The organism is Roseovarius halotolerans (genome assembly GCF_900172255.1).
In the GTDB taxonomy this organism is placed as follows: domain Bacteria; phylum Pseudomonadota; class Alphaproteobacteria; order Rhodobacterales; family Rhodobacteraceae; genus Roseovarius; species Roseovarius halotolerans.
Genome location: NZ_FWFU01000003.1, coordinates 290169 through 310890, shown reverse-complemented (window position 1 = coordinate 310890; position 20722 = coordinate 290169). Strand labels below are relative to the sequence as shown.

The following is a 20722-nucleotide window of genomic DNA, read 5'->3' as shown; positions in this document are numbered from 1 at the left end:
CCACATGCCGCGCTATCGATCTCTCGATGAAATCTTCGAAGAGCCGGATGAATTCGGGCTTCTCGACATTAAGGAAACAAACCGCGGCGCGGCGGCAACACCAGATGCTCGAAACGCCGAGATCGTCTCGCAGGTGAATGCTTTCTACGAGTCGAACGGTCGGATTCCGGACGACAACAGCTTGGACCTCGAGGAGATGAAACTCGGGACAATCTGGCGGTCAATTCGGACCAGTCCATCGGCTGCGATGATGGCGGCAGACCGGAACCGGCTGCTTGGGCATGGCCATCCAGTGGTATCGATCGCAACCATTCCCGAAACGGAGTCTCCGGCTGTTCCTGAGCCCGATTGGCGCGAAGAAGTTGCCGACGAGGAAGTTCCGGCAAGCCTCGACGACATCTTCGGCGATGATGACTTGGACGTGCATGACGCGGTTCTCAACATCCGAAACGTGACGCCGGCCTCAGAGCGTCAGTTGCCTGACCACCGGGCTGACATGTTCCCGTGCCCGGATTTCGAACACTTCGAAGACGGCTTTGCCGAGATGCAGTCGAAGCTCGAGTCCGGAGATCGAAAGGTTCTCCCGGTTCAGGACAATGTTGAGATCACGGTCTATGAAGGCGATTTCTTCATTCATCGCGGCCTCCTGGTCTATGTCGCCGAAAAAACAGAACTGTCGCGACGAAGCGGCAAGCCTGATCACCGTTTGAGGATAATATTCTCCAATGGAATGGAGAACGATCCTCTGTCGTCGTCATTTCGCAAAGCGCTCGCAGCAGACAAGACCGCACGGATCGTCGAAAGGGCCGGGTTTGGGCGGCTCGATCCGGAATGGGATCAGGATAGCATGGCGGTCACCGGCACAGTGTATGTGGCGCGAAGCCTGTCGACAGCCCCGGAAATAGCAGAAGTATCAAGGATCCTGCACAAGGTCGGTGTGACCAGTCAGGATGTCCGGCGGCGCATCGCTGATGCGAAGAACGACCCAACATTCTTGCTCGCGCCTGTCGAAATTGTCGCCACCTACGAGTTGCACAATCTGGAGCGCATGAAGGTCGAAGACCTTTTACATCGCTTTTTTGATGCAGCGCGGCCGCAGGGTCTTGTGATCACGGACCGGTTTGGCAAGGCGGTCCATCCTCGAGAATGGTTCTACGTGCTCCCTGAGCATGTGAGCCAAGCCGTTCAGCTCATTCAGGAACGCAGGTTGCACGAGTACAGGTACGACAGCCAACGCCAGTTGATCGTCAAGGTGGAGCCGGGCAATTAGGCGTGCTTCTCTATTGAAACAGGTTCGTGCGGAGTAGGGCGCGTGATCCGAGTTCAGAAGAAGGTGACCTCCCGCAGACCTTGAAAGGCGCCTTCTTTGAACGCGCCAGCTTTATGCAGCTGCGGGAAATCCGGGAGCCTGTCTACCTCGACTAACGGAAGCAAAATGTCAGCGCTGAACCATGGCATTTTCGCGCATCGACTTTCATCATACATCTTCGAAAGTGCCCTTCCGACCGCATAAGCTCCGGCCAGGTCAATTTTGGAAACGCGTGTTCGATTTCGAGGCAGCAGGCTCCCAGTTGTCGATTTACCACCGACATTGAAATAGAGCAGGTCATGGCCCCACCCGAGCCGTATGATATGTGTCCGGTCGGACCGTTGGATTGAAACTCTCGGGAATAGGTCTCTGACCCAAACCTTATGTTCATCGCACCAGTCGAGGGCTTCCTTCAACATCGCTACGCCGCCTAGGTCTTTTTTCCAGATCGAACATAAATGCTGAAACCCGGCGAATTTGACCCGCTTCTCACTTCTGATGTCATTAGCAACGAAAGCGCCTTCGCGCGTGACCTTTGGAGACCACATTTGTTCCTCGAGCGCGGCTGCGTCCTCCAAACCTATTTGCATGTCATCAATCGCAACTTTGGTACTCGCAGAAATGGCTCTGTGTCGTGCTTCAAGCAGTGTGATGGGCGGTAGCGGTTTCCTCGGATATTGGTCGAGGATCGAAGGCCCGTTGGGTCGAACGATATCGTCAGAAACATCAACTGGTCTGTCCGTTTTCACGTCGTGGTCGACCAGCCAACGGTACGGTTTCTCGAGGTCCATAGGATCATCATTCATGAGCGAGAGATGTGGCAGACCCTTTTTGAGGAACGCCATGATCTCGCGCGTATCCTGACGTTCCGCCACCATGAGCCTCCCGTGGAAGGATTGGCGGTCTGACCTGCTTTGACGTGCCTTCAGTGCATTTTCGATGCGCTTGCGTTCGATATCGCTTAGCTGACGCCGCATGTACGCAATCGAAACATCTACGTCCCCGTAGTCGTCGCGCTCCTCGAGCGCGCTGCCGAATAGCTTCAAGGTGATGCGCTGCAAGCGATCGGGATCGCCGTTGATCACCTTGGCCCGGGCGAGAAGTGCAGAAATGATGGTCTGGACCTTGTCGCGACCGATACGCTTTCGCTTGGGTTCTAGTGCGAGGCGTGTCCCATTCGGGGTGAGCTGCCAATAAAACAAACCGTCTAGGATGTCGGCAGGCTCCAAGTACCCAGCCTCGGCCATCTGGCGCAAGACGCGGTTGGCATGATGCGCATCGCAGTCCAGAACCCGTATTGCCTCTTCAAGCCCGACAGATCTTCCATTGACTGCTGAACGCAGGATCGTTTGCACCAGCTCCAATGGTACCGTTTTTACTGGTGAATGTTTATGGGACCCTCGTTCATCCATGGCTCAGCGGCCTTGCAAAACAAAACGTCATCATCGTCGCCCCAGCCTTCCCAACCGGGCCAGTTGCGCCAGCATCTGAGACCCGGCCCCCGGTGACCCAGTGCCGCTTGCCTGACCTGTCTGTCCCATGCCTTGCCGCACTGGCATCTGCTGCACACCAAAAAACTGCCGCGCCCTGAGGGCTGCGTATTCGGCGCCACTGGCACCGCCGATCAGATAGCGGTTGTAGGCCTGCTGGCTGCCCATGGCGGCACGGGCGAAGTTGTAACCACCACCTAGACCGCCCGAGAGGGCGGGCATCATGATGTTGCCGGAGATCGCGCGGACGATGAATGGCGTTGCGATGATGAAGCCCTTGGCCATGAGCACCATCATGAAAAAGGGGATGAGCGCGCCGATGTTTGAGGCCCCTTCTGGGTCGCCAAGCTCACCAATCAGGGCGGAGGAAACGCCGGTGATTGTCGCGAACACGCCGGCCACGACGATGGGGTAGAGCGCAAAGGAAACCAGTGCCGAAAGCCATCGCGCGAAGTAATCCTTGGTCACTTCGAATAGGGTCAAGAATATCATCACCGGCGCGATCCCGATCAGAAGTGCGATCATCAGGCGGGATGCCACGAGTATGAAGGCGGCCAGCCCGCCGAGGATCGAAAGTAACAGCACCCCGACAATGTCGAGCATGGCACCTGCCATCCAGTTCAGCTCTGATCCGGCTGCATTGAGGTAGTCGCCGAGTTCCGCGATCAGCCGGTCAAACTCTTCGGCGAAAGTTCCAGAGGGGCCGGGAGTTCCACCACCAACCGAAGCAACCAACGAGCCTGCGATGCTGTCGATGCCCGTCAGGATAGCGGCGGAAAGCGCGTTGAACTGCACCCAGTTGGTCGCGAATATCCCGATCAGTCCGATCTTGACAGCGAGCCAGAAGGCCGTGCGGCCGTCCATCGCCTTATATTGGTAGATCATGTTCAGGAAGACGAGGATCACCACGAGCGTTGTTCCCAGGATGAGAAGCGTGCCGACCGTTGCCGCGACCGACCCGAACTGGGTTTCTGCGGCGGTGTCGAGATAGCCCTGGGAGGTTTCAACGAAATAAGTGACGACGCTCATAACGGGACTACTCTACCAATTGCCTGCAGCTTCGCAGATGGCTTTGGCGGCAAGGCGAACGTCGTTGGCGCGGCGGTTGTAGGCGTCCGAGGCCTGCAGCATTTCCCAGCGTTCGTCACTGGCGTGGTGCTCACGAAACGCCCCCTCGGCATCGTCCCAGGACGGGAACCGGATCTCGCAAGCGCAGCTGCCAGTCTCTACGATGCGTTCAAGATTTTGGGCTCGGTAGATGTCTTGAACCAGCACGCGCTGATAGGCTTGGCGCAGGGGGATCTCCTGCATCCACACGGGTTCAGCGGGCCGTTCTGGACAGACGTCGAAACTGCGCTCGAGGGTCGGCACGAGATTGCGCTCAGCGAAGCCGGGTGCCGATGTCAGGCCCAGGACCAGCGCAGTCAGTACGAGGGTACAGCCCGCCTGCCTCATGCCGTGGCTCTGGCGGGTGTGGTCTCGCGCTTCAGGAAGACAGTGTGTCCCACATTGGCGAATTCCGAGGAGCTGATCGACACGACCTCCCAGCCTTCGGCCCCCTTCGCGTTCAGGCTGGCCTGCATGTCGGTGAGACTGGTTTTTCGGGTCATGGGAAAGGACAGGATGTCGTATTCAAATGTCTTCATCGGGAAGTTCCAATCTCAGTTGCGCCGGGGAGGTAAAATTCGGTGATGCCGCGCCGGCCATCGTGGCGACCGGCCTGGATGATCACATCGATGGAGTTCTCGATGTATTGGATCATGTCGGCATAGGTCATCGGGATCTCGGTCTTGAGTGCGGCGATGGCCAGACGCTGCACGGCAAGTTGCGGGGTTTCTGCGTGCAGCGTGGTCATGGACCCGCCATGGCCAGTGTTGATCGCCTCGAGGAAGGTCATGGCCTCCTTGCCGCGCACCTCGCCCAGGATGATCCGGTCGGGGCGCATGCGCAACGTTGCGGTGAGCAGCACATCGGCGGTCTGGAACTCCGCATCGCGATTGGCGATGAGGGTCACGGCATTAGGCTGGGTCGGCAGAAGCTCGGCGGCTTCCTCGATGGTGACGATGCGTTCCTCGGATGGCACGTGCGAGAGGATCTTGCGCGCAGCCACGGTCTTGCCGGTGGAGGTGCCGCCAGAGACGATCATGTTGAGCTTGTTGTAGACGCAAAAGGCCAGCGCATCGTCGATCACGCCTGCGGCCACCACTGCGCGCAGTTCGTGGGTTTTCTCGAGGCGGAGTTCTTCGAGTTTGCGCTCCTTGCCAAAAAGGAAATCAAGCGCAATCCCGTCAAGCGGCAGGCTTGAGAAGAACCGAAGGCTGATCGACATGGCCGAGAGCACGGCGGGCGGGGTGATGACCTGTGCGCGGATCGGGCGCCCCTTGTAGGTGATCGAGACTGAAACGATAGGGCGGTCCTTGCTCATCGTGGTGTTGGCGGAGGAGGCGATCTGGTTGCCGAGATCCCTGACCTGAACGCCGGTCAGCCTCTGGTCCAGCGCGCGCATGAAGTGATCGCCCTGGAATTCGCCCCAGCAGGTTCCGTCTGGGTTGATGCAAATCTCGATGACATCGTCGCGGGCGGCGGCGTCGATCCGGTCGAGTGAGGTTTCGAGATAGCTCAGCGACATGGGCTCAGAATATCTCCAGATCGCGGTCGACCATGACCGTGACGCGCGCGCCCTGGTCGACATAGATGACGGGGCCGATGGAGAGATAGTCGCCGATGACGCTGTCCGTCGCATCTGCCAGATCATCGCCCACGTCTTCGAGAACGTCGGCGGCTGTTTCGTCCTGGACATTTGCGGCGGCGGCGCTTGGTGCGGCGGAGATCAGTGAAATCAGCGCTGCCGAGCCAAAGCGCTCATCAAAGCGCGTATCGACAAAGCCGGTCACACCTGAGCGACCCAACTCATCACCCCCGAAGGAGCTGATTTGGACGGTCTGATTATCGGGCAGGATGATCCGGTCCCATGCGATGGTGACCCGGCGCTGCGCGATATCTACGCCCGAACGATAGCGCCCGATCAGGCGGGACCCGCGCGGGATCAGGAGAAGGGAGCCATCGAAACTGAATACGTCCTCGGAGACAACGGCCCGGGTCTGGCCGGGCAGGGAGCTGTCGAGGGCGGTTTCCATGACGGCCTGGATCATCGTGCCCTGGATGATGGTGTTGGACGGGTTGGCGATGACTTCTGCCTGCGTCACCGAAGTGGGCAGCGCACCGTTCAGCACAAAATCCGTCACTTCGCCAAAGGTGCGTTCGGTCAGTGCCGTCTCATTTGCGCCCGAGGTACCGCCAAAGGCGATGGTGGGCGAGGCGATGCGGCGATCCTGAAACGCGCGCTCCTCGGCCGCGCGGCGTTCAAGTTCCGCAAGCCGTCTTGCTTCCTCCTCGCGGCGGAGCCGTTCTTCCTCCCGCGCGCGCAATTCGTCTTCCGTAGGCCCGACGGGTGCAGGGAGAGGGCGGTTGGCCTCAAGCTGTGCGAGTTCGAGGTCCATGCGGAGTTGCTCCAGTTCGCGATCGCGCGCCGTGAGCTCATCGCGAAATTGCTGCTGCGCGGCTTCCGACGCGGCTTGCAGAGCGGCGATCTGCGCGGTCAGCACATCGATGGCTTCGGCAGCAGCCGTGTCTTCTTCGACCACCGGTTCGGGCGCATTGCGCAGTTCCTCGATCTGGGCCTGAAGGGCGGCGAGCTGCGCCAGAAGTTCTGCATTGGGCTCCACCGGTTCGGGTGCTGCCAGAACCACTTCGGGTTCGGGTGGGGGAAGGGTTTCGATAGCTCCGAACCCGTCGCCTTCGTTTTGGAACACGTCCGGTGTCGCCGTGGGCAGGGCTTCTTCCTCCTCGGGTTGGGACATGAAATAGAGCAGTGAACCACCCGCCCCGATCACGAGGACAACGACCAATGCGAGCAGCGGCGAGCGTCGCGGGGCAGGGGGCGACCCTGCGCCTTTGCCTTGCTCGAGGGCGGCGAGACGTTTCTCGAGGTCTGCGTTTCCGGTGTCGCTCATGAGCCCACCCCCGCAGGAGGCGTGGCCTCGATACAGACCACCTCCTCCCCGATCCGCAGCACCCATTGCCCATTCACCCCGGAGACCCGGATCACGCCGTCCCTGGTCGCTTGCGTGTTGACCGTCCGCTCGCGACCATTCGTGTAGCGAAAGATCGCAGGTACCGGTGCGTTCCGCGGGAACTCGAAATACGTAAAGGTTCCGTCATCCCAGACGCGGGTTGGGGTGAATTCGGTGCGCGCGCTGGCACCATAATTGTAGTTCGGGGCCTGGGCCGCGATGGCACGTGTGGGCCGTGCATTGTCTTCGGGGTAGCGGAACTGGACCACGTAGAAGGTGGGGCTGCGGGTCTCCTGGACGTTGAAGTAATAGCTGCGGCGGTTGGTATAGACGGTCACGTTGGTATGGACACCGCGCGCGACGGGCTTGATCGCGAAGGCCTGCCCACCCGGCACGCCGTCGATCTCGAAGCCCTCTGTGTCGCCGGCGATGATCGAGCGGATGCTTTCGCCCTCGCCGAACTCGATGGTGGTGACATGGGTGAGCGAGACGTTGAGACGATAGACCTGACCTTCCTGGTAGGTGGCCAGCCGCACGCGGTTGTCATTGGGACCGCCGCGCGGGATGGCTTCCGCGAAGGCGAGGCCGGGCAACAGAGCAATGACAAAAACAAGCGATCTCATAAGCAACAACGTCAGTTCTCCAATCTGTCGGAGCGGATGGAATATTCGAGGACCGTGAAGCCGAAGGGGTTGGTCCAGACCTCATCGATGGAGCGGCGGGTCTCGGGGCGGAACTCGAAGAGAAGCGTGGCGGTGAAAAGCCCGGTTTGGACGCCGTTGATAGATGTCAGGCGCTTGCGCAGGCGGACCGTGGCGCGGTTGGTGCCGATGCGATTGATGCTGAGGATCTCCACGTCGAGCCGCGCATTGGGGCCATAGACCGTCGGCGGGTAGTTCTCATTGGCGCTGTTCCAGATCTGGCGCAATCCGCTCTCAGCCGCATCGTCCGAGCGACGCAGAACGCTGCGGATGCGCAGATCGTTGTCGAGCTGATTGTAGACCTCGCGGTCGGTCACATAGCGGAACACCTCCGCCTCGATGATCGCCTGGTTGGCAGTCACCGACGTCGCGCCCACTGAAGCCTCGGGCAGGGCAAACCCGGTGGCGGGATCATAGGGCACGACCACAGGCGGCGGATCGACATCGAGGATCGTGACAGCCGCGGCGCTCAAGCATCCGAGAATGCCGAAGATGAGCCCGATGAGGCCAAGGCGCTGCCAGAGCCGTTCGCGGCGCAGGGCACCATAGACCAGCTCTTCTTCGATGATTTCCTGTTCAGTAGCCACCCCTCATTCCCTCACGATCAGTCAGCCCGCAGGTCCGGCAGGGTGAAATCCATGAAGCGCTGCTCCTCGGCGATGGTGGCGGCATCGATCACGCCGCCGGTGCCGTCACCCACGGTTTGCACGGCTTCGAGTTGCCACATGGCGACCAGCGCGATCGCCAGTTCCGCCGTCACGCGCGTGTTGAGATCGATGCTTTCCTTGAGTTCGTCCATGTCATCGATGAGCCCGACGAGCCGGTCGACGCGTTCGAGCGACTGGCCCGCATCCTCATAGCTATTCTGGGCCGCCGCTGAGACGAGGGCACCGGTGGTGGCCTGCGTCGCCACGCGGTTCGCGCCCGGATTGCCGCTGGTGGCCATTTCCAAAAGCGTGTCTTCGTCAAACCCGAGATCGGCCAGGACCCGGTCCATCTGGGTTTCAATCTCGCCCGCCCCGGAACCCGACAGGCCCGAGAAGTCACCTGTCTTGATGGCTTCGATGGTGGCAAGGATGTCTCCGAATTCCTGATCGAGCAGGCCGTTCAATTCGTCTTCCATCTCGGTGCGGATGATTTCTGGAAGTTCGGCAAGACGGGTGAGCGCTTCATATGTCTGTTGCAGCTCCGCGAGTTGATCCGTGAGAAGGCCGAGCTGTTCGCGGAGCTGCGTCAGCTGCTCGTTTTGCAGGATCTCGTCTTCGATCATCTGCCGGAGCTGCTGGATATTTTGCGCAATGTTCTGGGTGTCGACGACGGGCACGCCTTGCGCCAAGGCAGGGGGCAGGGTGCCAAAATGCAAACCGATCCCAAGCGTCGTGGCCAAGGCCGTTCTCACGAGTAAATCTCTCATCAGTCTATCTCCCTGATCGTGAATTCCATGAACGCGCCCTCGGCCATACGGGCGCTGGCCTGGGCCAGCTCCTCGGCGGAGAGAACGCGGGTGCGCGCCGCCTGCAGCCGAATACGGGCGGCAATGAGGCGCACGAGTTCGGCGCGGGCATAGGTGTTGAGCGCGACGCTTTCCTGCACGTCTTCGGTCTCGGAAATCCGCTCGACGATGTCCGCGATGCGCAGGGCGGCCTGCCTGATCGCGGCGGGCGCGTTGTTGCCATAGAACGCCGCACCGTGCCCGGTGATCGAGAGGTTCGCATTGGCGAGAAGCGCCGGATCGATCGTGCCGAGCGCTTCGATCCCGCCGATGCGGCTCAGATAGAGATTGTAGCGTTCGGGGATGACCTGAACGTAGTGCTGGGTCTCAGTGAAGGGCGGCACCCCACCATATTCGAACACACGGCCGGGTCCGGCATTATAGGCCGCGAGCGCGTTGATGACATTGCCGTCGAAGGTGTTGAGCTGGGCTGCGAGATAACGCGCGCCGCCATGCACCTGTAGATAGGGGCTGTCATAGTATTCCGGGTTGATGCCGAGATCGCTGGCGGTGCCCGGCATGATCTGGGTAAGGCCAAAGGCCCCGACCGGCGAGCGGGCACCGATGGTGAAGCGGCTTTCCTGCCAGATGAGCGCCTGCAGAAGGGCGCGCCATTGAACCGGAGAAAGGCCCGCGCGGCCCACGCCCGCAAAGTCGCTGGTCTCCCGGGCCACGCGGATGATGAGCTGCTCGATGTTTTCCGCCGCATCCCCGAACATCTGTGCGCCGCCGGGATTGGGATCGATTTCGCCACTTCCGTAGACCGCCGCCACCGAGCTTTCGGGATCGCCGCTGCCGCTTTCCAGCCCCGAGACCATTGCCGGCAAGCCCTGACCGCCGAAGCTGGTCTGGGCATCGAGGATGCGTTGCAGGGTTTCCAGCTGCTCCCGTTCGATCTCGGCGATGAGCTCGCGTGCGGCAAGCTTGTCCGCCTGGACCGCGAGGTCAGCCTCGCGATCGCCAGTCTCGACGATGTCACGCGCGGTCAGCCCACTGTCATTGGTCGGCACGCCTTGGGACAGGGCGAGACCGGGCAGCAGGCAAAGCGCCAGGATATGTGGCAGCCTAGACTTCAATTGCACCCTCCGGTGCGCCGAGGGGTGTGAAGGTGCAATCTGGCGCGACGAGGGCCGTCGAGGCCAGGAAGGTGAAGCAATTGGCCTGCGGTTCCTGGTATTGAGCGCAGGAGGCCAAAGCGCCGAGCGCGGCGAGAAGCAACAAAATGCGGGTCATGAAAGCCTCCAGAAGTCCGGGCGGTCGCGGTAATCAGCGCCGACGAGCGCCTCGCCTTTCTCCATGCCGCCGAGGATGGTGAGATTGGGCCCGAGGGCACTGAGATCTGCATCGACCACGATCGAGCCCTGGTCGTCACGGATGAGGGCGAGACGGCTGTCGCTGCCGGTGTTGAGAAGCACGTCGAGTTCCTTCTCAAAGAGGTTCAGCATCGCGTAATCGGCGGCATGGGCGCGGATGTTCGGGAGCAGGATTTGCGTCGGCACGGCCTCAACGATGGTCTTGCCGGTCCGGGTACGTTCCAGTTGGCTTGCGTATTGCGTCATCATTACCGCAACGGTGTTCTGCTTGCGCGCTGTCACCAGCCAGTTCGACAGCCGCTCGGCGAAATACGCGTTATCGAGGGCCTTCCAGGCCTCGTCGATCACGATGATGGTGGGGCGGCGGTCCTCGATTTCGCGCTCGACCCGGCGGAAGAGATAGGACAGGACCGCCATCCGTTCCTTGTCGGCCTCGCTGTCGAGAATGCCGGTCAGATCGAAGCCCACCACATCGCCCTTGAGCGAGAACGTGTCCTCGAGGCTCTGCCCGAAGATCCAGCCATAGCGGCCGTCCTCGGTCCATTCGAGCAGGCGCTGGTGCAGATCGCCGCCATCGTCGGTGGACACAAAAAGCGATGCGAAATCCCGCCAGTTCCGCAGGGCCGGGTTTGTGGCCTGCGCGTTCTGGCGCACGACTTCCTGGATGCGATTGGTCTGGGCAGGAGTGAGCGGCTTGTCGGCGCGGTAGAGCAGGGTGGCAAGCCAGTCCGAGAGCCAGGCGGTGCCGCGCGCATCGGTCTCGGTCCAGAGCGGGTTGAGGCCCGTGGGCTGACCGGCGTTCAGGGACGCGTAGCGCCCGCCATTGGCGCGGACCGCCATCTCCATACCAAGACGGTAATCGAAGACGAAGATCCGCGCGCCTGCGCGACGGGCTTGCGTCATCAGAAAGGCGGACAGCACCGATTTGCCCGACCCGGGCCGACCCATGATCAGGGTATGCCCGCTGGTCGGTTCTTTGTCCGGGCTGCCCTGCTCGTGGTAGGAAAACCGGTAGGCGCTCTGCTCCGGCGTGGGCAAATAAGTGACGACCCGGCCCCAAGGGGTAAGTGCTGCGGGTTTGCCGAGCTGCGTCCGGTGGAAGGCCGCAAAATCCGCGAAGTTGCGATTGGTGACGGCGCTCGCGCGGACACGCTTGGGCTGGTTGCCGGGGTGCTGGCTGAGGTAATGGGCCTTTGCGGCGACCCGCTCGCCGATCATTTTCACGCCCTCGGTCGCGGCGGCATTCACGATCTCGGCGCTGAGCGTCTGCAGCTCTTCGAGCGTTTCGCAGAAGATCGTCACGACCATGTGGTGCTCACCGAAGCTCTGGCGTTTGGCCTCCAGATCATCGGCGGCGATGTCGAGCGCTTCCATAAGCGATAGGGCGGCGTCCTGGCTCGCCTGCATCTGGCGCTTTTGCCGCTTGATGCGGCCCGCCATGAGGTTCGAATTGATCGGCGTGAAGGAGTGCGTCACGATCATGTCGACTGGCAGGTTCAGCATGTCGAACATGGTGCAGGAGGTGCCTTCCGAGTATTCTCCGATGGTGAAGCTCTTGCCGTAGCGGTGGCCCACGACGCCCTCGGAGAGCTCGAAATGGTCGCCGTGAAACGTCACGCGGGTATTGGCGACGTTGAAGGACAGAAAGCCGTAGGTGTTGGCCGGGTAGAGCGGCAGCTCGGTGCCCGTGTTCAGCGCGCCCAAAAATCCCACCAACTCTCCCGATCCTGCTGACAGCAGGCGCGGCTTGAGCTCGGTAAGCCCCGAGAGGAAGACGTTCACGGCCTCACCGAGGCGCTGCAGGCGTTTGCGGGTCTCCTCCTTCAGTCGGTCCGGCGCGCTGCGGCTCAGGAACGGCAGGAGGCTTTTCGGGGGCGGACGGTGAATGACGGTGAGCGTCAGCGTCTTGTCGCGCAGCCCGCTGGTCTCGAGTTTTGCGCGCCAGCGCCGGTCCACCTCGCCTGCGAAGCTGTCCTCACGGATCGGGTCGAGATCAGGTTTGATGGCCTTGGAGACCTTGTGGACGTAATAGCTGAATTCCGGCCCGAGCTGCGCGACGATGCGGGCAAAAAGCGCCGTCACCTTGTCGAGATAGGCATCGTCTGTCGTGTAGCTATTGACCCCATCGAGCCGGATGCACTGGAAAAGCTCGTTGACCCGCGTCCGCACGGTGCGGTCATCAACTAAGCTCACATAGGGCAGCATATGCGCGAGGCGGGTTTCGCGGGCATACCAGTCCGGCGTCATGGTGCGGGGATCGAGCGTTTCGTCCAAGGCTGTATTAGGGCGCATAGCTGTCCCCGCCATGGATGGAGCGGTTCCGCGTCGGTGGCGTCTCCTGCAATGCCGTCATCATCACGTCGATGAAACGCGGATCCCAGTCCGCGGCCTTCCAGAGAACCGGGTAGAGCAGGGCGGCCACGCCCAGCACCGAAATGTGCTGGACCCAGACGAACAAGAGCACCGAGCCGAAAAGCCAGACCATCGCGTACATGATGGGCAGGCCCAGCAGCTTCGGCGGGCGCACGAGGCCCAGAAAGAGAGGTGAGCGCTCAGCCACCGGCGAAAACCGCGGCGACGATGGTGGGGGCGGCCGCAACACCAGCGATCCCGACGAGGACCCAGAGCGCCTGACGCAGATCGATGATATTGAAGAACCAGCTCAAGAAAACGCCAAGGACCGCGAGTGTGGCGATCACGACGCCGAGCGGGCCGGTTAGAGCATCGACAATGCCCTGCAACAAGCTTTGGATCGGGGAGAGATCGATGCTTTGGGCAAGGGCGGGCTCGGCAATGAGCAGGAATAGCGCCAGTGAGGCGACAAAGAGGTTTGAAATCTGTCTCATGAATTTGATCCTTCCAATCGGGCCACGACAGCCATGACGCGGGCCACGTGGTTCTGGGTTTCTCGGTAGGGGGGAACGCTGCCATACTGGCGGACCGCATCGGGTCCGGCGTTGTAGGCAGCCAGCGCCAGGTGCGGATCGCCGAACGTCTCCAGCATCATCGCGAGGTAGCGGGCGGAGCCGTCGAGGTTCTGTTGAGGGTCACGCGGGTCGACGCCCAGATCACGCGCCGTCGCTGGCATCAATTGGCCAAGGCCAATGGCCCCTGCACTTGAAATCGTATCCTGGCGGTAGGCGCTCTCAACCTCGATATTGGCCCTATAGAGAGCCAGCCAATCCCTCACGGAGAGCTCTGCGCGCCGCAGGCCCGGATGGCCGGCATAGCGCAAGGCCGTGGTCTGAATCCCGGAGAGGACATCGGCGCGGGGCAGGGGAGTCGGGCGGGCAAGGGCCGCGACTTGGACGCCCTCTTGCTCGGCCTCTACCTCGCCGAAGATCGCGATCCCATCGGAGGCCGAACTCTGACCAATCCCTTCATTGTAGTTTCGAGCAAAGCTGCTCTGAGAGCGGGACGGGGTCAGGGAGCCGTCGCTCTCCATGACCAGGACCATTTGCGCTGAGGCAGGTGCTGCGACCAGCCAGAGACAGACGAGGTTAGCTGCCAGCGCCCTTGTCTGATGGGGCTTTGTCTGGCGGCGCAAATTTGTGCGTACGGCTTGTCCCCGCCTCAAGCGGCAGGTCGACATGCGCAAAACCAAGGCCAATGAAGAAAGACACCACGCCGGAGATCGTCTTGAACTCGCGGATCTTGATATCGTTGTAGGTCGTCCGCGTGCGGGCGGTGACGAGGAGCTTTTCCACCCCGTCATCAGAGACAACACGCATGATCCAGACCCCGTAATAGCTGGGGCCTTTCTTGTGTGCCGACTCTTGGCACAGGATTTCTGCGCTATAGCCGCTTTCCACGAGTTCGCGGAACCTGGCTTCCGTAACCACATTTGGTGCTTCGATGTCCCAGTTCATGGCCCGGCTCACGCTTTCTCCAATGGCGCGACCCCAGGCATTCCTACTTGAAGCCCAGAGTTACGATAGTATATTATCAACCGCAAGATGTAATATCGTGCTTTGGCTGTAGTTTGGTTACGCAAACACTAGTCACGGCCAGTGTCCGCGATCAAGGAGATAACAGGTTTGAGAAACCCAAGGTTGACATGCCTGCTCCCATTGCAAGCTATGGCCCTTCTGATCTGCGTTCCTGGGCCGGTTTTGGCGGAATCCTGCTTTGCGCCATCCCGTCCTTTCCTGCCAAGCGATTCGCAGGCCGCGCGGGACTATGCGGATATCATCCGCGGCGACTTCGAAGATTACATTCAGGATATCCAGAGCTACTTCCGTTGCCTCGACGGTGAACGGGCCCGCGCCTTCGAGGAAGCGCGCGAAGTCAGCGAGGAATATGGCCGGTTCCTGCAATTGGTAGGGGATTGATGGGCAACCTCGGGAGCATCAGACTTGCAGCCCATGGAAACCAGACGCCGATAACACCCTCATATATCTACTTTTTAGATAACAGATTTCATCCGCTAGCGACGTCACAAAAGGTATGTGACGCGTGGCAAAGACAATCAGAAGCAAGGGACAAGTGGCACTCTGTCAGGCGTTGGTCGACGCCCGTGTCAAAGCGGGCCTTGGTCAGAAAGACCTGGCAGACAGGCTCAGATGCCACCAGTCCCTTATTGCCCGCCTTGAGAGCGGCCAGCGCCGGGTCGACGTTGTCGAGCTGGTCGTCTTGGCGCGCGCCATCGGCTTTGACCCGTTCGAGGTTCTGGCGATCGTTGAAGCCGCCACGGAGCCCGACCACAGGATTTGAAGCCAATGAATTGTTGAGAACACGGGAACCCACTTTCCCGGTCTGATGATCATTTCCTCATCGAGGACCAGTTAGCCAACATCAAAGAAGCCCGGCGCGCGGTCGTAGTGAACGCTCTGCAACCCCACGCCGCAATTCGCAGCGCCGCAGTGCAGGAAGCCAGTAAACAGTGAACGAAGATAAGGGTGAGGGCGTCGCGATCGCCAATCTGATCGGGACCGATGGGTGCAGTGTTGTTGGTTGGGTTTATCGCTGGAGGACAGGCTCACATGCGGTGATGTGGGACGTCCAAGGGCCCCAGCCGGTATCGGAAACCCGGCCGGATATAAGTGACGAACAGAAGCAAGAAATCGACTTCGATGCGCTGACGAGGATCGGAAGAAGCGACGACGGGTGAACAGAGCGAACCCGCGGTGTTTGCCTAAACGCCAAACAGCATGTGGACCGCGAAGCGTATGCGGTGCGGTCGTGCAAGCCAAAGAAGCCGTCTTCCATGACAAATCTACGTAGCGGCAGGTCAGTAGTTCACCTGCTCGAACCCGTAGTTGCCGTCATAGTCACGCCAATCGACGAAGACGGATCGGTGATAAATGCCAGGGCAATGCTCGCCCCAACGTTCAAGTCCCACATGGGCCTCGGGCAGGGCAGTTATCGAAGATCGCTGCCATGAGAAATCGCCTTGGGTCCCGTAGGTGCCGAGGACCACGGTCGCGCTTCGGTTACAATCCCCATCGCGCCCGGACTCGTGCTGTCGTGCATACCGTACATCGAAGACGCGGATGGACCGCACGAAATTGAACTCTGGCCCGCTGATATCGATGTCCGCGCGGTCCTGAACGAGCCGCAGGGCGAGGTCGGTGGGAACGAGATTATCTACTGGCAAGGATTGAAGCGGTCGACGGCTGTCGGTTCGGTACAAGGCTTCAAAGATGCCGCCAGCGTTGTTTTGTAACCGATCGTTCTCGTAGGAGGCGCCCATGGGACAGCGCCAGATTTGCAGCGGTGGTTCGACCGGCCAAGGTGTAATCCGCCGGATAAATTCGGCGCGGGCTCGGGCGCAAGGGACGGAAGCAGGCCAGCCGCCAGACAGGCACAAGAGGATCGCGCAATCGATCGGGTATGTCTGCGCGCGGGCGGGTATTGGCAGCGAAGAACCTGTCACGGTCAAAGCGACTGCGACCGAGGGGAGGAGCTTCTTGAGTAAATGGCGCATGCTGTGGAGCCTCCGTGATAGGAGTTCAGCATACATACAATAATATACTATCGCAACGCTAAGTATAAAGTCGCATAATGAAGTTTATGTTAACCAACTGGCACCCTGAGCCGCTAAAACATTACGATTTGGTAGTGCTCCGGCAAGTGCAGTGCCAACGTACTGAAGTTACTCCTTTGCGAAAGGAGCGACTATGTTTAGAAAATTCGGATTGCTCTTGGGCCTCGCAACTGCTGTAGTTCTTCTGTTTATGGTTTCAAACAGATGCTGCCTTCTGCGAAGGCATCTGATTGAAAGCTCCCCTACCTTTCACTTACCCAAGCGATTGCCGCATCCGTTCCCGAGGGGTCGAACTGGCGGAGTTCGGCCTTGGTCAGCACATCGGCGAACTTGGTGCCCCACTCCATCAAAGCCCCTTCGCCCACCACAGCAACGCGGTGGAAGTCGTTCCTATGGGCTGTGTCGATCTTCAGATCTTCGAGCAGAGCGGACGGCCCCTCGTAGCCTTCAAACCTCGTAAGATCGAGAACCAGGCCGGGCTTGCTTGTCTCTTGCAGGCGCTGATGAAGCAGGGCGTGCATCCGCTTCAGGTCGCTTTCGCTGAGCTTGCCCTCGCAGGCAAGGCCAATCATCTCGTCATGATCTGTCAGTGTCTCGGTGAACATGGTTTTTCTCCTCTTCTTCCGGCTTGCCGTGACCGTAAAGGTTAGCGTTTTGGTGCGCGCGGTCTTCGTGCTCAAATTCCAGACTCGAATGACCGATGCTGAAATCGTCCTTCAGCCGGTCCTTGATCGTGGCCTTGATCTTTTCGATTTGACCCCAGCCGTCCGCTGTCAGCACGACGTGGCAGTCCAGAGCCGCCTCGTGCTCCTGCATCTGCCACAGATGCACGTGATGAACGTCCGCGACACCATCCACACCCCGCATCGCCTCAACGACGGCTTCATTGTCGATGTCCGGTGGACTGCCGAGCATCAGCGTCCGAATCGGACCGCCGATCTCGGTAAATGCGAGGTAGAGGATGTAGAGAGCGATGCCGATGGTGATCGCCGGGTCGACCCACCGCATGTTGTAGAGGAGGATGAGCGAGCCGCCGATGATGACCGCCACGGAGGCCAAAGCGTCCGATAGGTTGTGCAGGAAGAGCGCACGGATGTTCACGCTGCCTTTCTGCATCGAATAGGTGAGCAGCGCCGTCAACGTGTCGACGACCAGTGCCACACCGCCCAGGATCACCACCGTCCAGCCCTGTACCTCTGGTGGGTCGATCATGCGCATGCCACCCTCGTAGATCAGGTAGAAGCCGATCAGGATAAGTGTCGTGTAGTTGATGAGCGCTGCGACGATTTCTACCCGCCCATAGCCGAAGGTCATGCGCTTGTCCGCCGGGCGGCGAGCGATCTTACGCGCGAAGAAGGCGATCACCAGCGACGCCATGTCCGAGAAATTGTGGAGGGCATCCGCGATCAGCGCGAGGCTGCCGGAAAGGATCCCGCCGACGATCTGCGCGACCGTCAGGAGGCCGTTGGCCCAGATGGCGATGGAGACGCGACGATCACCGGATTGAGGATCGATGTGGGCGTGGCCGTGATCATGCGGCACGGTTCGTCTCCTCATGGCGGTGGTTCGGCCGATTGAATCCGGGGACCGGCGGCAAGATTCCGCGGCGGATGCGGCGAACCCTGGCATTCATCCAGTGACGGATGACGTGGCGATAGAGCAAGTCGCGCACAAATCCGAAGTTCTGGCGGTGCTTTGAGTAAAAATCGTCGGGAGCGTCAAAGGTTCCGAGATCGCGAGCAATACCGGTTTTCTGGATGTAGGTGTCATTCCCGGTCCAGGCAACAGGCGGGGCGCTCAGACTTTCCGTTCCAACCCCGTAGCCGCACAGACTATCCGTGTCGCGGAATTCGTGCTGCAACGCTTGCAAGAAGGACGCGTCCAGGATGAAGCCTTCTAGATTGACCCATCCGTCCCGCAAGTGCACCTCTACCCAGGAGTGGAGGATTTCGGACGGCGCGAGGGGATAGACGAGTTCCGGAATGACGCCTCTCTGAAGCGCCTTGTGGATTGTGAATCCGTGCAGTCGGCAGCGAACTCCCACGCCACGCAGCAGGGCCATGAGGAGCGTGCCCTTGGTGTTGCACTGCCCGTGGCCATCTGCGAGGACCTCGGACGCCGGAATGTCGTCGGCGCGGTTGTAGCCGAAGGTAATCTCGTTCCTGACGAAATCGTAGATGGCCCCAATTCGGTCGTCGCTGGGAAGGTCTGCCCAGCCGCGCTCCTCGATCAGTTTTGCAATTGAGGTCGCGTCAAATTCCAGCAGCCGGGTTTTGGCCAAATGAGGGTCGGCGGGGTTCACGGGATATCTCCTCGAATCGTTCACGAGAATATGTAGTTGCTACAGTCACTGTAGCTTCAAGCCCCGATTTCAGGCGATGTCCTCACTTGCCTGATTGTCATCGTGCACCGCCTTGTGGTGTTCACCATGCGCGTCTTTCAGGATTCCGACGCCACCCCAGGCCGCGATGCCGGCGACAATCACACCCACGACAAGGTCCGGCCAGTTCGTTCCGAGCCAGGCCACGAGCCCGCCTGCGACGACGATTCCGAGATTGGCTGCGAAGTCGTTCCAGCTGAAGGTATTCGCCGCTCGGATGTTCACGTCCGGATCGCGAAGCCGCGCCAACAGCCAGACGCAAAGTGCGTTGATGGCCGCCGCTACCAGCGCCATGACAATCATGATCGTGCCAAGAGGATCCGATCCGCCGACGTAGCGGCGCCAGGCGTCATACAGGATGCCAAGGGCGAAGAGGATCAGCAGGCCGCCCGAAACATTTGCCGCTCCGCGCTTCCACTTGGTGGAGCGGGACAGCGCGAAGAGGCTGATCGCGTAGACGAAACTGTCCGACAGATTGTCGAGGCCATTGGCGATAAGCGCGCTCGAATCGCCGAATGCGCCCGAGGCGAAGAAAGCGATTGCCAGCCCGATGTTGAGACCCAGCACAATCCAGAGTGTGCGTCTTTCCGTAGCGTTCTTCTTCTCTACCACAAGCTATTGCCAATCCTCGAACCTTACCGAACTGCAACCACGAGCGACGAGCTAATGTTCTGAGAATCTTCCGTCGATCTTGAATGAATCAAAGGTAATCGAATCCGATTTCGCGCTTGAGCCGGACGAGCCCATTTCTTAATCGCCTCGCGGCGCGGCAAGAATAACTGTCGCCCCCAGCAAACAAACGGCTGTGCCAAGAAGATCCCACCTATCAGGCCTATGTCCTTCGGCCAACCACATCCACAGAACCGAGGACGCTATATAGACGCCACCATAGGCTGCGAATGCGCGGCCCGCGGCGACAGTCTCTACCTGCGCCAGGAGCCATCCGAACACCACGAGGGCAGCAATGCCAGGCACAACCCAAAGTGCCGAGGCGCCGAGACGCCACCAGGCCCAGATGGCGAAACACCCTGCAATTTCGGCAAGTGCCGCGAGCGGATAGGCAAGCGCAGCGGGCATCTCAGGCGCCGATTTCTTCATGCTCGGTCAGGCATTCGGAATGGTCGCGCAGCACCTCGAGCACACGGCAGTCGGAAGTCTGCCCGCCGCTGCACTCATGCACCATCCGCTTCAGTTCCGTCCGCAGCGCCTCGAGCCGCGCCAATCGTTGCTCGACCTGTTTGAGTTGCCGACGGGCGATTGCATCCGCCTCCGCGCACGACTTGTCTGGATGATCGCTCAGATCAAGAAGCTCACGGATTGCGTCCAGCGAGAACCCGAGTTGCCGCGCATGCCGGACGAAAGACAAGCGGTCAAGCTCACTATCTCCATAGCGCCGCTGACCGCCAGCCGATCGCCCGGGCTCGGGCAGGAGTCCGATCTGCTCGTAATAGCGGATCGTCTGCACCTTCGTCCCGGTCCTTTTTGCCAAAGTGCCGATTGTGAGCATATCACCTCTCCAAACTATCTACAGCCCGTGTAGCTTTAAGCGTTTTTTTGCACAAGTTCCGCTCGGCATCTCACAGGTCAGTGAACATCGCTCTTTCATCCAGAATAGGTCTTGAACCTACAGTAGCTAGAGGGTGTAAACGCGCCTAAAATATAGAATCAAATTCGGGCGGAGCGGCGTGCGGCTATCAGGTCTTCAGAAAGTACTACGGGTTTTGGCGGGTGTGGCGGCGCTCGTTTTCATCTGGTCGTTGTTGTGGTGCGACTATTTTGTCGCCCAGCATCGGGTCTCGACGGGCGCACTATCGTAAGTATCGTGAACAGACAAAAAAGGACTAACCTTGAAACGGCGCTAGCCTGAGAGCGCGACACCATGGAGAGCGGGTCCAGCTTGTGTTCGACGCGGAAAAACGACTGTTTTGTAGGAAGCCCAGACGAGCATCGCTGTCGCCTAGTTAGTCGGAGTCTTGGC

The 20722-nt window shown here is 60.2% G+C and carries 26 protein-coding genes; 3 read left to right on the top strand and 23 right to left on the bottom strand.

The features are described from left to right. Positions 1-4 precede the first annotated feature (4 nt). A complete protein-coding gene (locus tag ROH8110_RS12655) occupies positions 5-1270 on the top strand; it encodes a GIY-YIG nuclease family protein (RefSeq protein WP_085818109.1) in 1266 nt (421 codons plus the stop codon). Positions 1271-1323: 53 nt separating this feature from the next. Here ROH8110_RS12655 and ROH8110_RS12650 read toward each other — a convergent pair whose 3' ends face one another. Genes ROH8110_RS12650 through ROH8110_RS12580 form a run of 16 tightly spaced genes read right to left on the bottom strand, consistent with a single transcriptional unit; the run spans position 1324 to position 14247 of the window. Then, complete coding sequence (locus tag ROH8110_RS12650) at positions 1324-2721, bottom strand: hypothetical protein (RefSeq protein ID WP_139837415.1); 1398 nt, start codon at positions 2719-2721, stop codon at positions 1324-1326. A 30-nt stretch (positions 2722-2751) separates the two neighbouring features. Further along, positions 2752-3828 carry a TrbL/VirB6 family protein gene (locus ROH8110_RS12645; protein WP_085818107.1) on the bottom strand — a complete coding sequence of 359 codons (1077 nt, stop codon included), beginning with the start codon at positions 3826-3828 and terminating at the stop codon, positions 2752-2754. Positions 3829-3840: 12 nt separating this feature from the next. Then, entirely contained in the window at positions 3841-4254 is a 414-nt protein-coding gene (locus tag ROH8110_RS12640; protein ID WP_085818106.1) for a hypothetical protein, read from the bottom strand. Then, the gene (locus tag ROH8110_RS12635; RefSeq protein ID WP_085818105.1) at positions 4251-4445 is read right to left on the bottom strand and encodes a DUF4177 domain-containing protein; all 195 of its coding nucleotides are present in this window, start codon (positions 4443-4445) and stop codon (positions 4251-4253) included. Before ROH8110_RS12635 ends, ROH8110_RS12640 begins: the two co-directional genes overlap by 4 nt. Continuing rightward, positions 4442-5428, bottom strand: coding sequence for an ATPase, T2SS/T4P/T4SS family (locus tag ROH8110_RS12630; RefSeq protein ID WP_085818104.1), 987 nt, complete (start codon positions 5426-5428; stop codon positions 4442-4444). Before ROH8110_RS12630 ends, ROH8110_RS12635 begins: the two co-directional genes overlap by 4 nt. A gap of 4 nt (positions 5429-5432) precedes the next feature. Beyond that, positions 5433-6812, bottom strand: coding sequence for a TraB/TrbI/VirB10 family type IV secretion system protein (locus tag ROH8110_RS12625; RefSeq protein WP_085818103.1), 1380 nt, complete (start codon positions 6810-6812; stop codon positions 5433-5435). Further along, entirely contained in the window at positions 6809-7495 is a 687-nt protein-coding gene (locus ROH8110_RS12620) for a TrbG/VirB9 family P-type conjugative transfer protein (RefSeq protein ID WP_176236610.1), read from the bottom strand. Before ROH8110_RS12620 ends, ROH8110_RS12625 begins: the two co-directional genes overlap by 4 nt. Before the next feature lie 11 nt (positions 7496-7506). Then, positions 7507-8160, bottom strand: coding sequence for a VirB8 family type IV secretion system protein (locus tag ROH8110_RS12615; RefSeq protein WP_085818101.1), 654 nt, complete (start codon positions 8158-8160; stop codon positions 7507-7509). Positions 8161-8177: 17 nt separating this feature from the next. Continuing rightward, on the bottom strand, positions 8178-8987 hold the full coding sequence (locus ROH8110_RS12610) for a type IV secretion system protein (protein WP_085818100.1): 810 nt from the start codon (positions 8985-8987) through the stop codon (positions 8178-8180). Beyond that, positions 8987-10141 (bottom strand): lytic transglycosylase domain-containing protein, encoded by a 1155-nt coding sequence (locus ROH8110_RS12605; RefSeq protein WP_176236614.1) that lies wholly within the window; start codon positions 10139-10141, stop codon positions 8987-8989. The genes ROH8110_RS12610 and ROH8110_RS12605 overlap by 1 nt, the downstream gene beginning before the upstream one ends. Further along, complete coding sequence (locus ROH8110_RS18715; protein ID WP_170156504.1) at positions 10131-10298, bottom strand: hypothetical protein; 168 nt, start codon at positions 10296-10298, stop codon at positions 10131-10133. The genes ROH8110_RS12605 and ROH8110_RS18715 overlap by 11 nt, the downstream gene beginning before the upstream one ends. Then, the gene (locus ROH8110_RS12600; RefSeq protein ID WP_085818098.1) at positions 10295-12670 is read right to left on the bottom strand and encodes a VirB4 family type IV secretion/conjugal transfer ATPase; all 2376 of its coding nucleotides are present in this window, start codon (positions 12668-12670) and stop codon (positions 10295-10297) included. The genes ROH8110_RS18715 and ROH8110_RS12600 overlap by 4 nt, the downstream gene beginning before the upstream one ends. Beyond that, complete coding sequence (locus ROH8110_RS12595) at positions 12660-12938, bottom strand: VirB3 family type IV secretion system protein (protein ID WP_065331735.1); 279 nt, start codon at positions 12936-12938, stop codon at positions 12660-12662. Before ROH8110_RS12595 ends, ROH8110_RS12600 begins: the two co-directional genes overlap by 11 nt. Further along, a complete protein-coding gene (locus ROH8110_RS12590; protein ID WP_012187323.1) occupies positions 12931-13224 on the bottom strand; it encodes a TrbC/VirB2 family protein in 294 nt (97 codons plus the stop codon). The genes ROH8110_RS12595 and ROH8110_RS12590 overlap by 8 nt, the downstream gene beginning before the upstream one ends. Beyond that, on the bottom strand, positions 13221-13835 hold the full coding sequence (locus tag ROH8110_RS12585; RefSeq protein WP_085818097.1) for a lytic transglycosylase domain-containing protein: 615 nt from the start codon (positions 13833-13835) through the stop codon (positions 13221-13223). The genes ROH8110_RS12590 and ROH8110_RS12585 overlap by 4 nt, the downstream gene beginning before the upstream one ends. 43 nt (positions 13836-13878) lie before the next feature. Then, complete coding sequence (locus tag ROH8110_RS12580) at positions 13879-14247, bottom strand: hypothetical protein (protein ID WP_008327368.1); 369 nt, start codon at positions 14245-14247, stop codon at positions 13879-13881. A 210-nt stretch (positions 14248-14457) separates the two neighbouring features. Here ROH8110_RS12580 and ROH8110_RS12575 point away from each other — a divergent pair, with 210 nt between their 5' ends. Beyond that, positions 14458-14709 carry a hypothetical protein gene (locus tag ROH8110_RS12575; RefSeq protein WP_008327366.1) on the top strand — a complete coding sequence of 84 codons (252 nt, stop codon included), beginning with the start codon at positions 14458-14460 and terminating at the stop codon, positions 14707-14709. A gap of 124 nt (positions 14710-14833) precedes the next feature. Beyond that, entirely contained in the window at positions 14834-15091 is a 258-nt protein-coding gene (locus ROH8110_RS12570; RefSeq protein ID WP_017470289.1) for a helix-turn-helix domain-containing protein, read from the top strand. A gap of 517 nt (positions 15092-15608) precedes the next feature. On the opposite strand, the gene ROH8110_RS12560 is transcribed toward ROH8110_RS12570, so the two are convergent. From ROH8110_RS12560 to ROH8110_RS12530, 7 genes are all read right to left on the bottom strand, one after another. Then, positions 15609-16304 (bottom strand): hypothetical protein, encoded by a 696-nt coding sequence (locus ROH8110_RS12560; RefSeq protein WP_173674657.1) that lies wholly within the window; start codon positions 16302-16304, stop codon positions 15609-15611. 302 nt (positions 16305-16606) lie between these two features. Further along, entirely contained in the window at positions 16607-16969 is a 363-nt protein-coding gene (locus ROH8110_RS12555; protein ID WP_037240108.1) for a SpoIIAA family protein, read from the bottom strand. Beyond that, a complete protein-coding gene (locus tag ROH8110_RS12550; protein WP_037240111.1) occupies positions 16941-17906 on the bottom strand; it encodes a cation diffusion facilitator family transporter in 966 nt (321 codons plus the stop codon). The genes ROH8110_RS12555 and ROH8110_RS12550 overlap by 29 nt, the downstream gene beginning before the upstream one ends. After that, entirely contained in the window at positions 17896-18666 is a 771-nt protein-coding gene (locus tag ROH8110_RS12545; RefSeq protein ID WP_037240114.1) for a transglutaminase-like domain-containing protein, read from the bottom strand. Before ROH8110_RS12545 ends, ROH8110_RS12550 begins: the two co-directional genes overlap by 11 nt. Before the next feature lie 69 nt (positions 18667-18735). After that, on the bottom strand, positions 18736-19356 hold the full coding sequence (locus tag ROH8110_RS12540; RefSeq protein ID WP_037240117.1) for a cation efflux transmembrane domain-containing protein: 621 nt from the start codon (positions 19354-19356) through the stop codon (positions 18736-18738). Between the two features lie 138 nt (positions 19357-19494). Next, a complete protein-coding gene (locus ROH8110_RS12535) occupies positions 19495-19821 on the bottom strand; it encodes a YnfA family protein (protein ID WP_037240119.1) in 327 nt (108 codons plus the stop codon). A gap of 1 nt (position 19822) precedes the next feature. Next, complete coding sequence (locus ROH8110_RS12530; protein ID WP_037240123.1) at positions 19823-20251, bottom strand: MerR family transcriptional regulator; 429 nt, start codon at positions 20249-20251, stop codon at positions 19823-19825. Between the last annotated feature and the right edge of the window lie 471 nt (positions 20252-20722).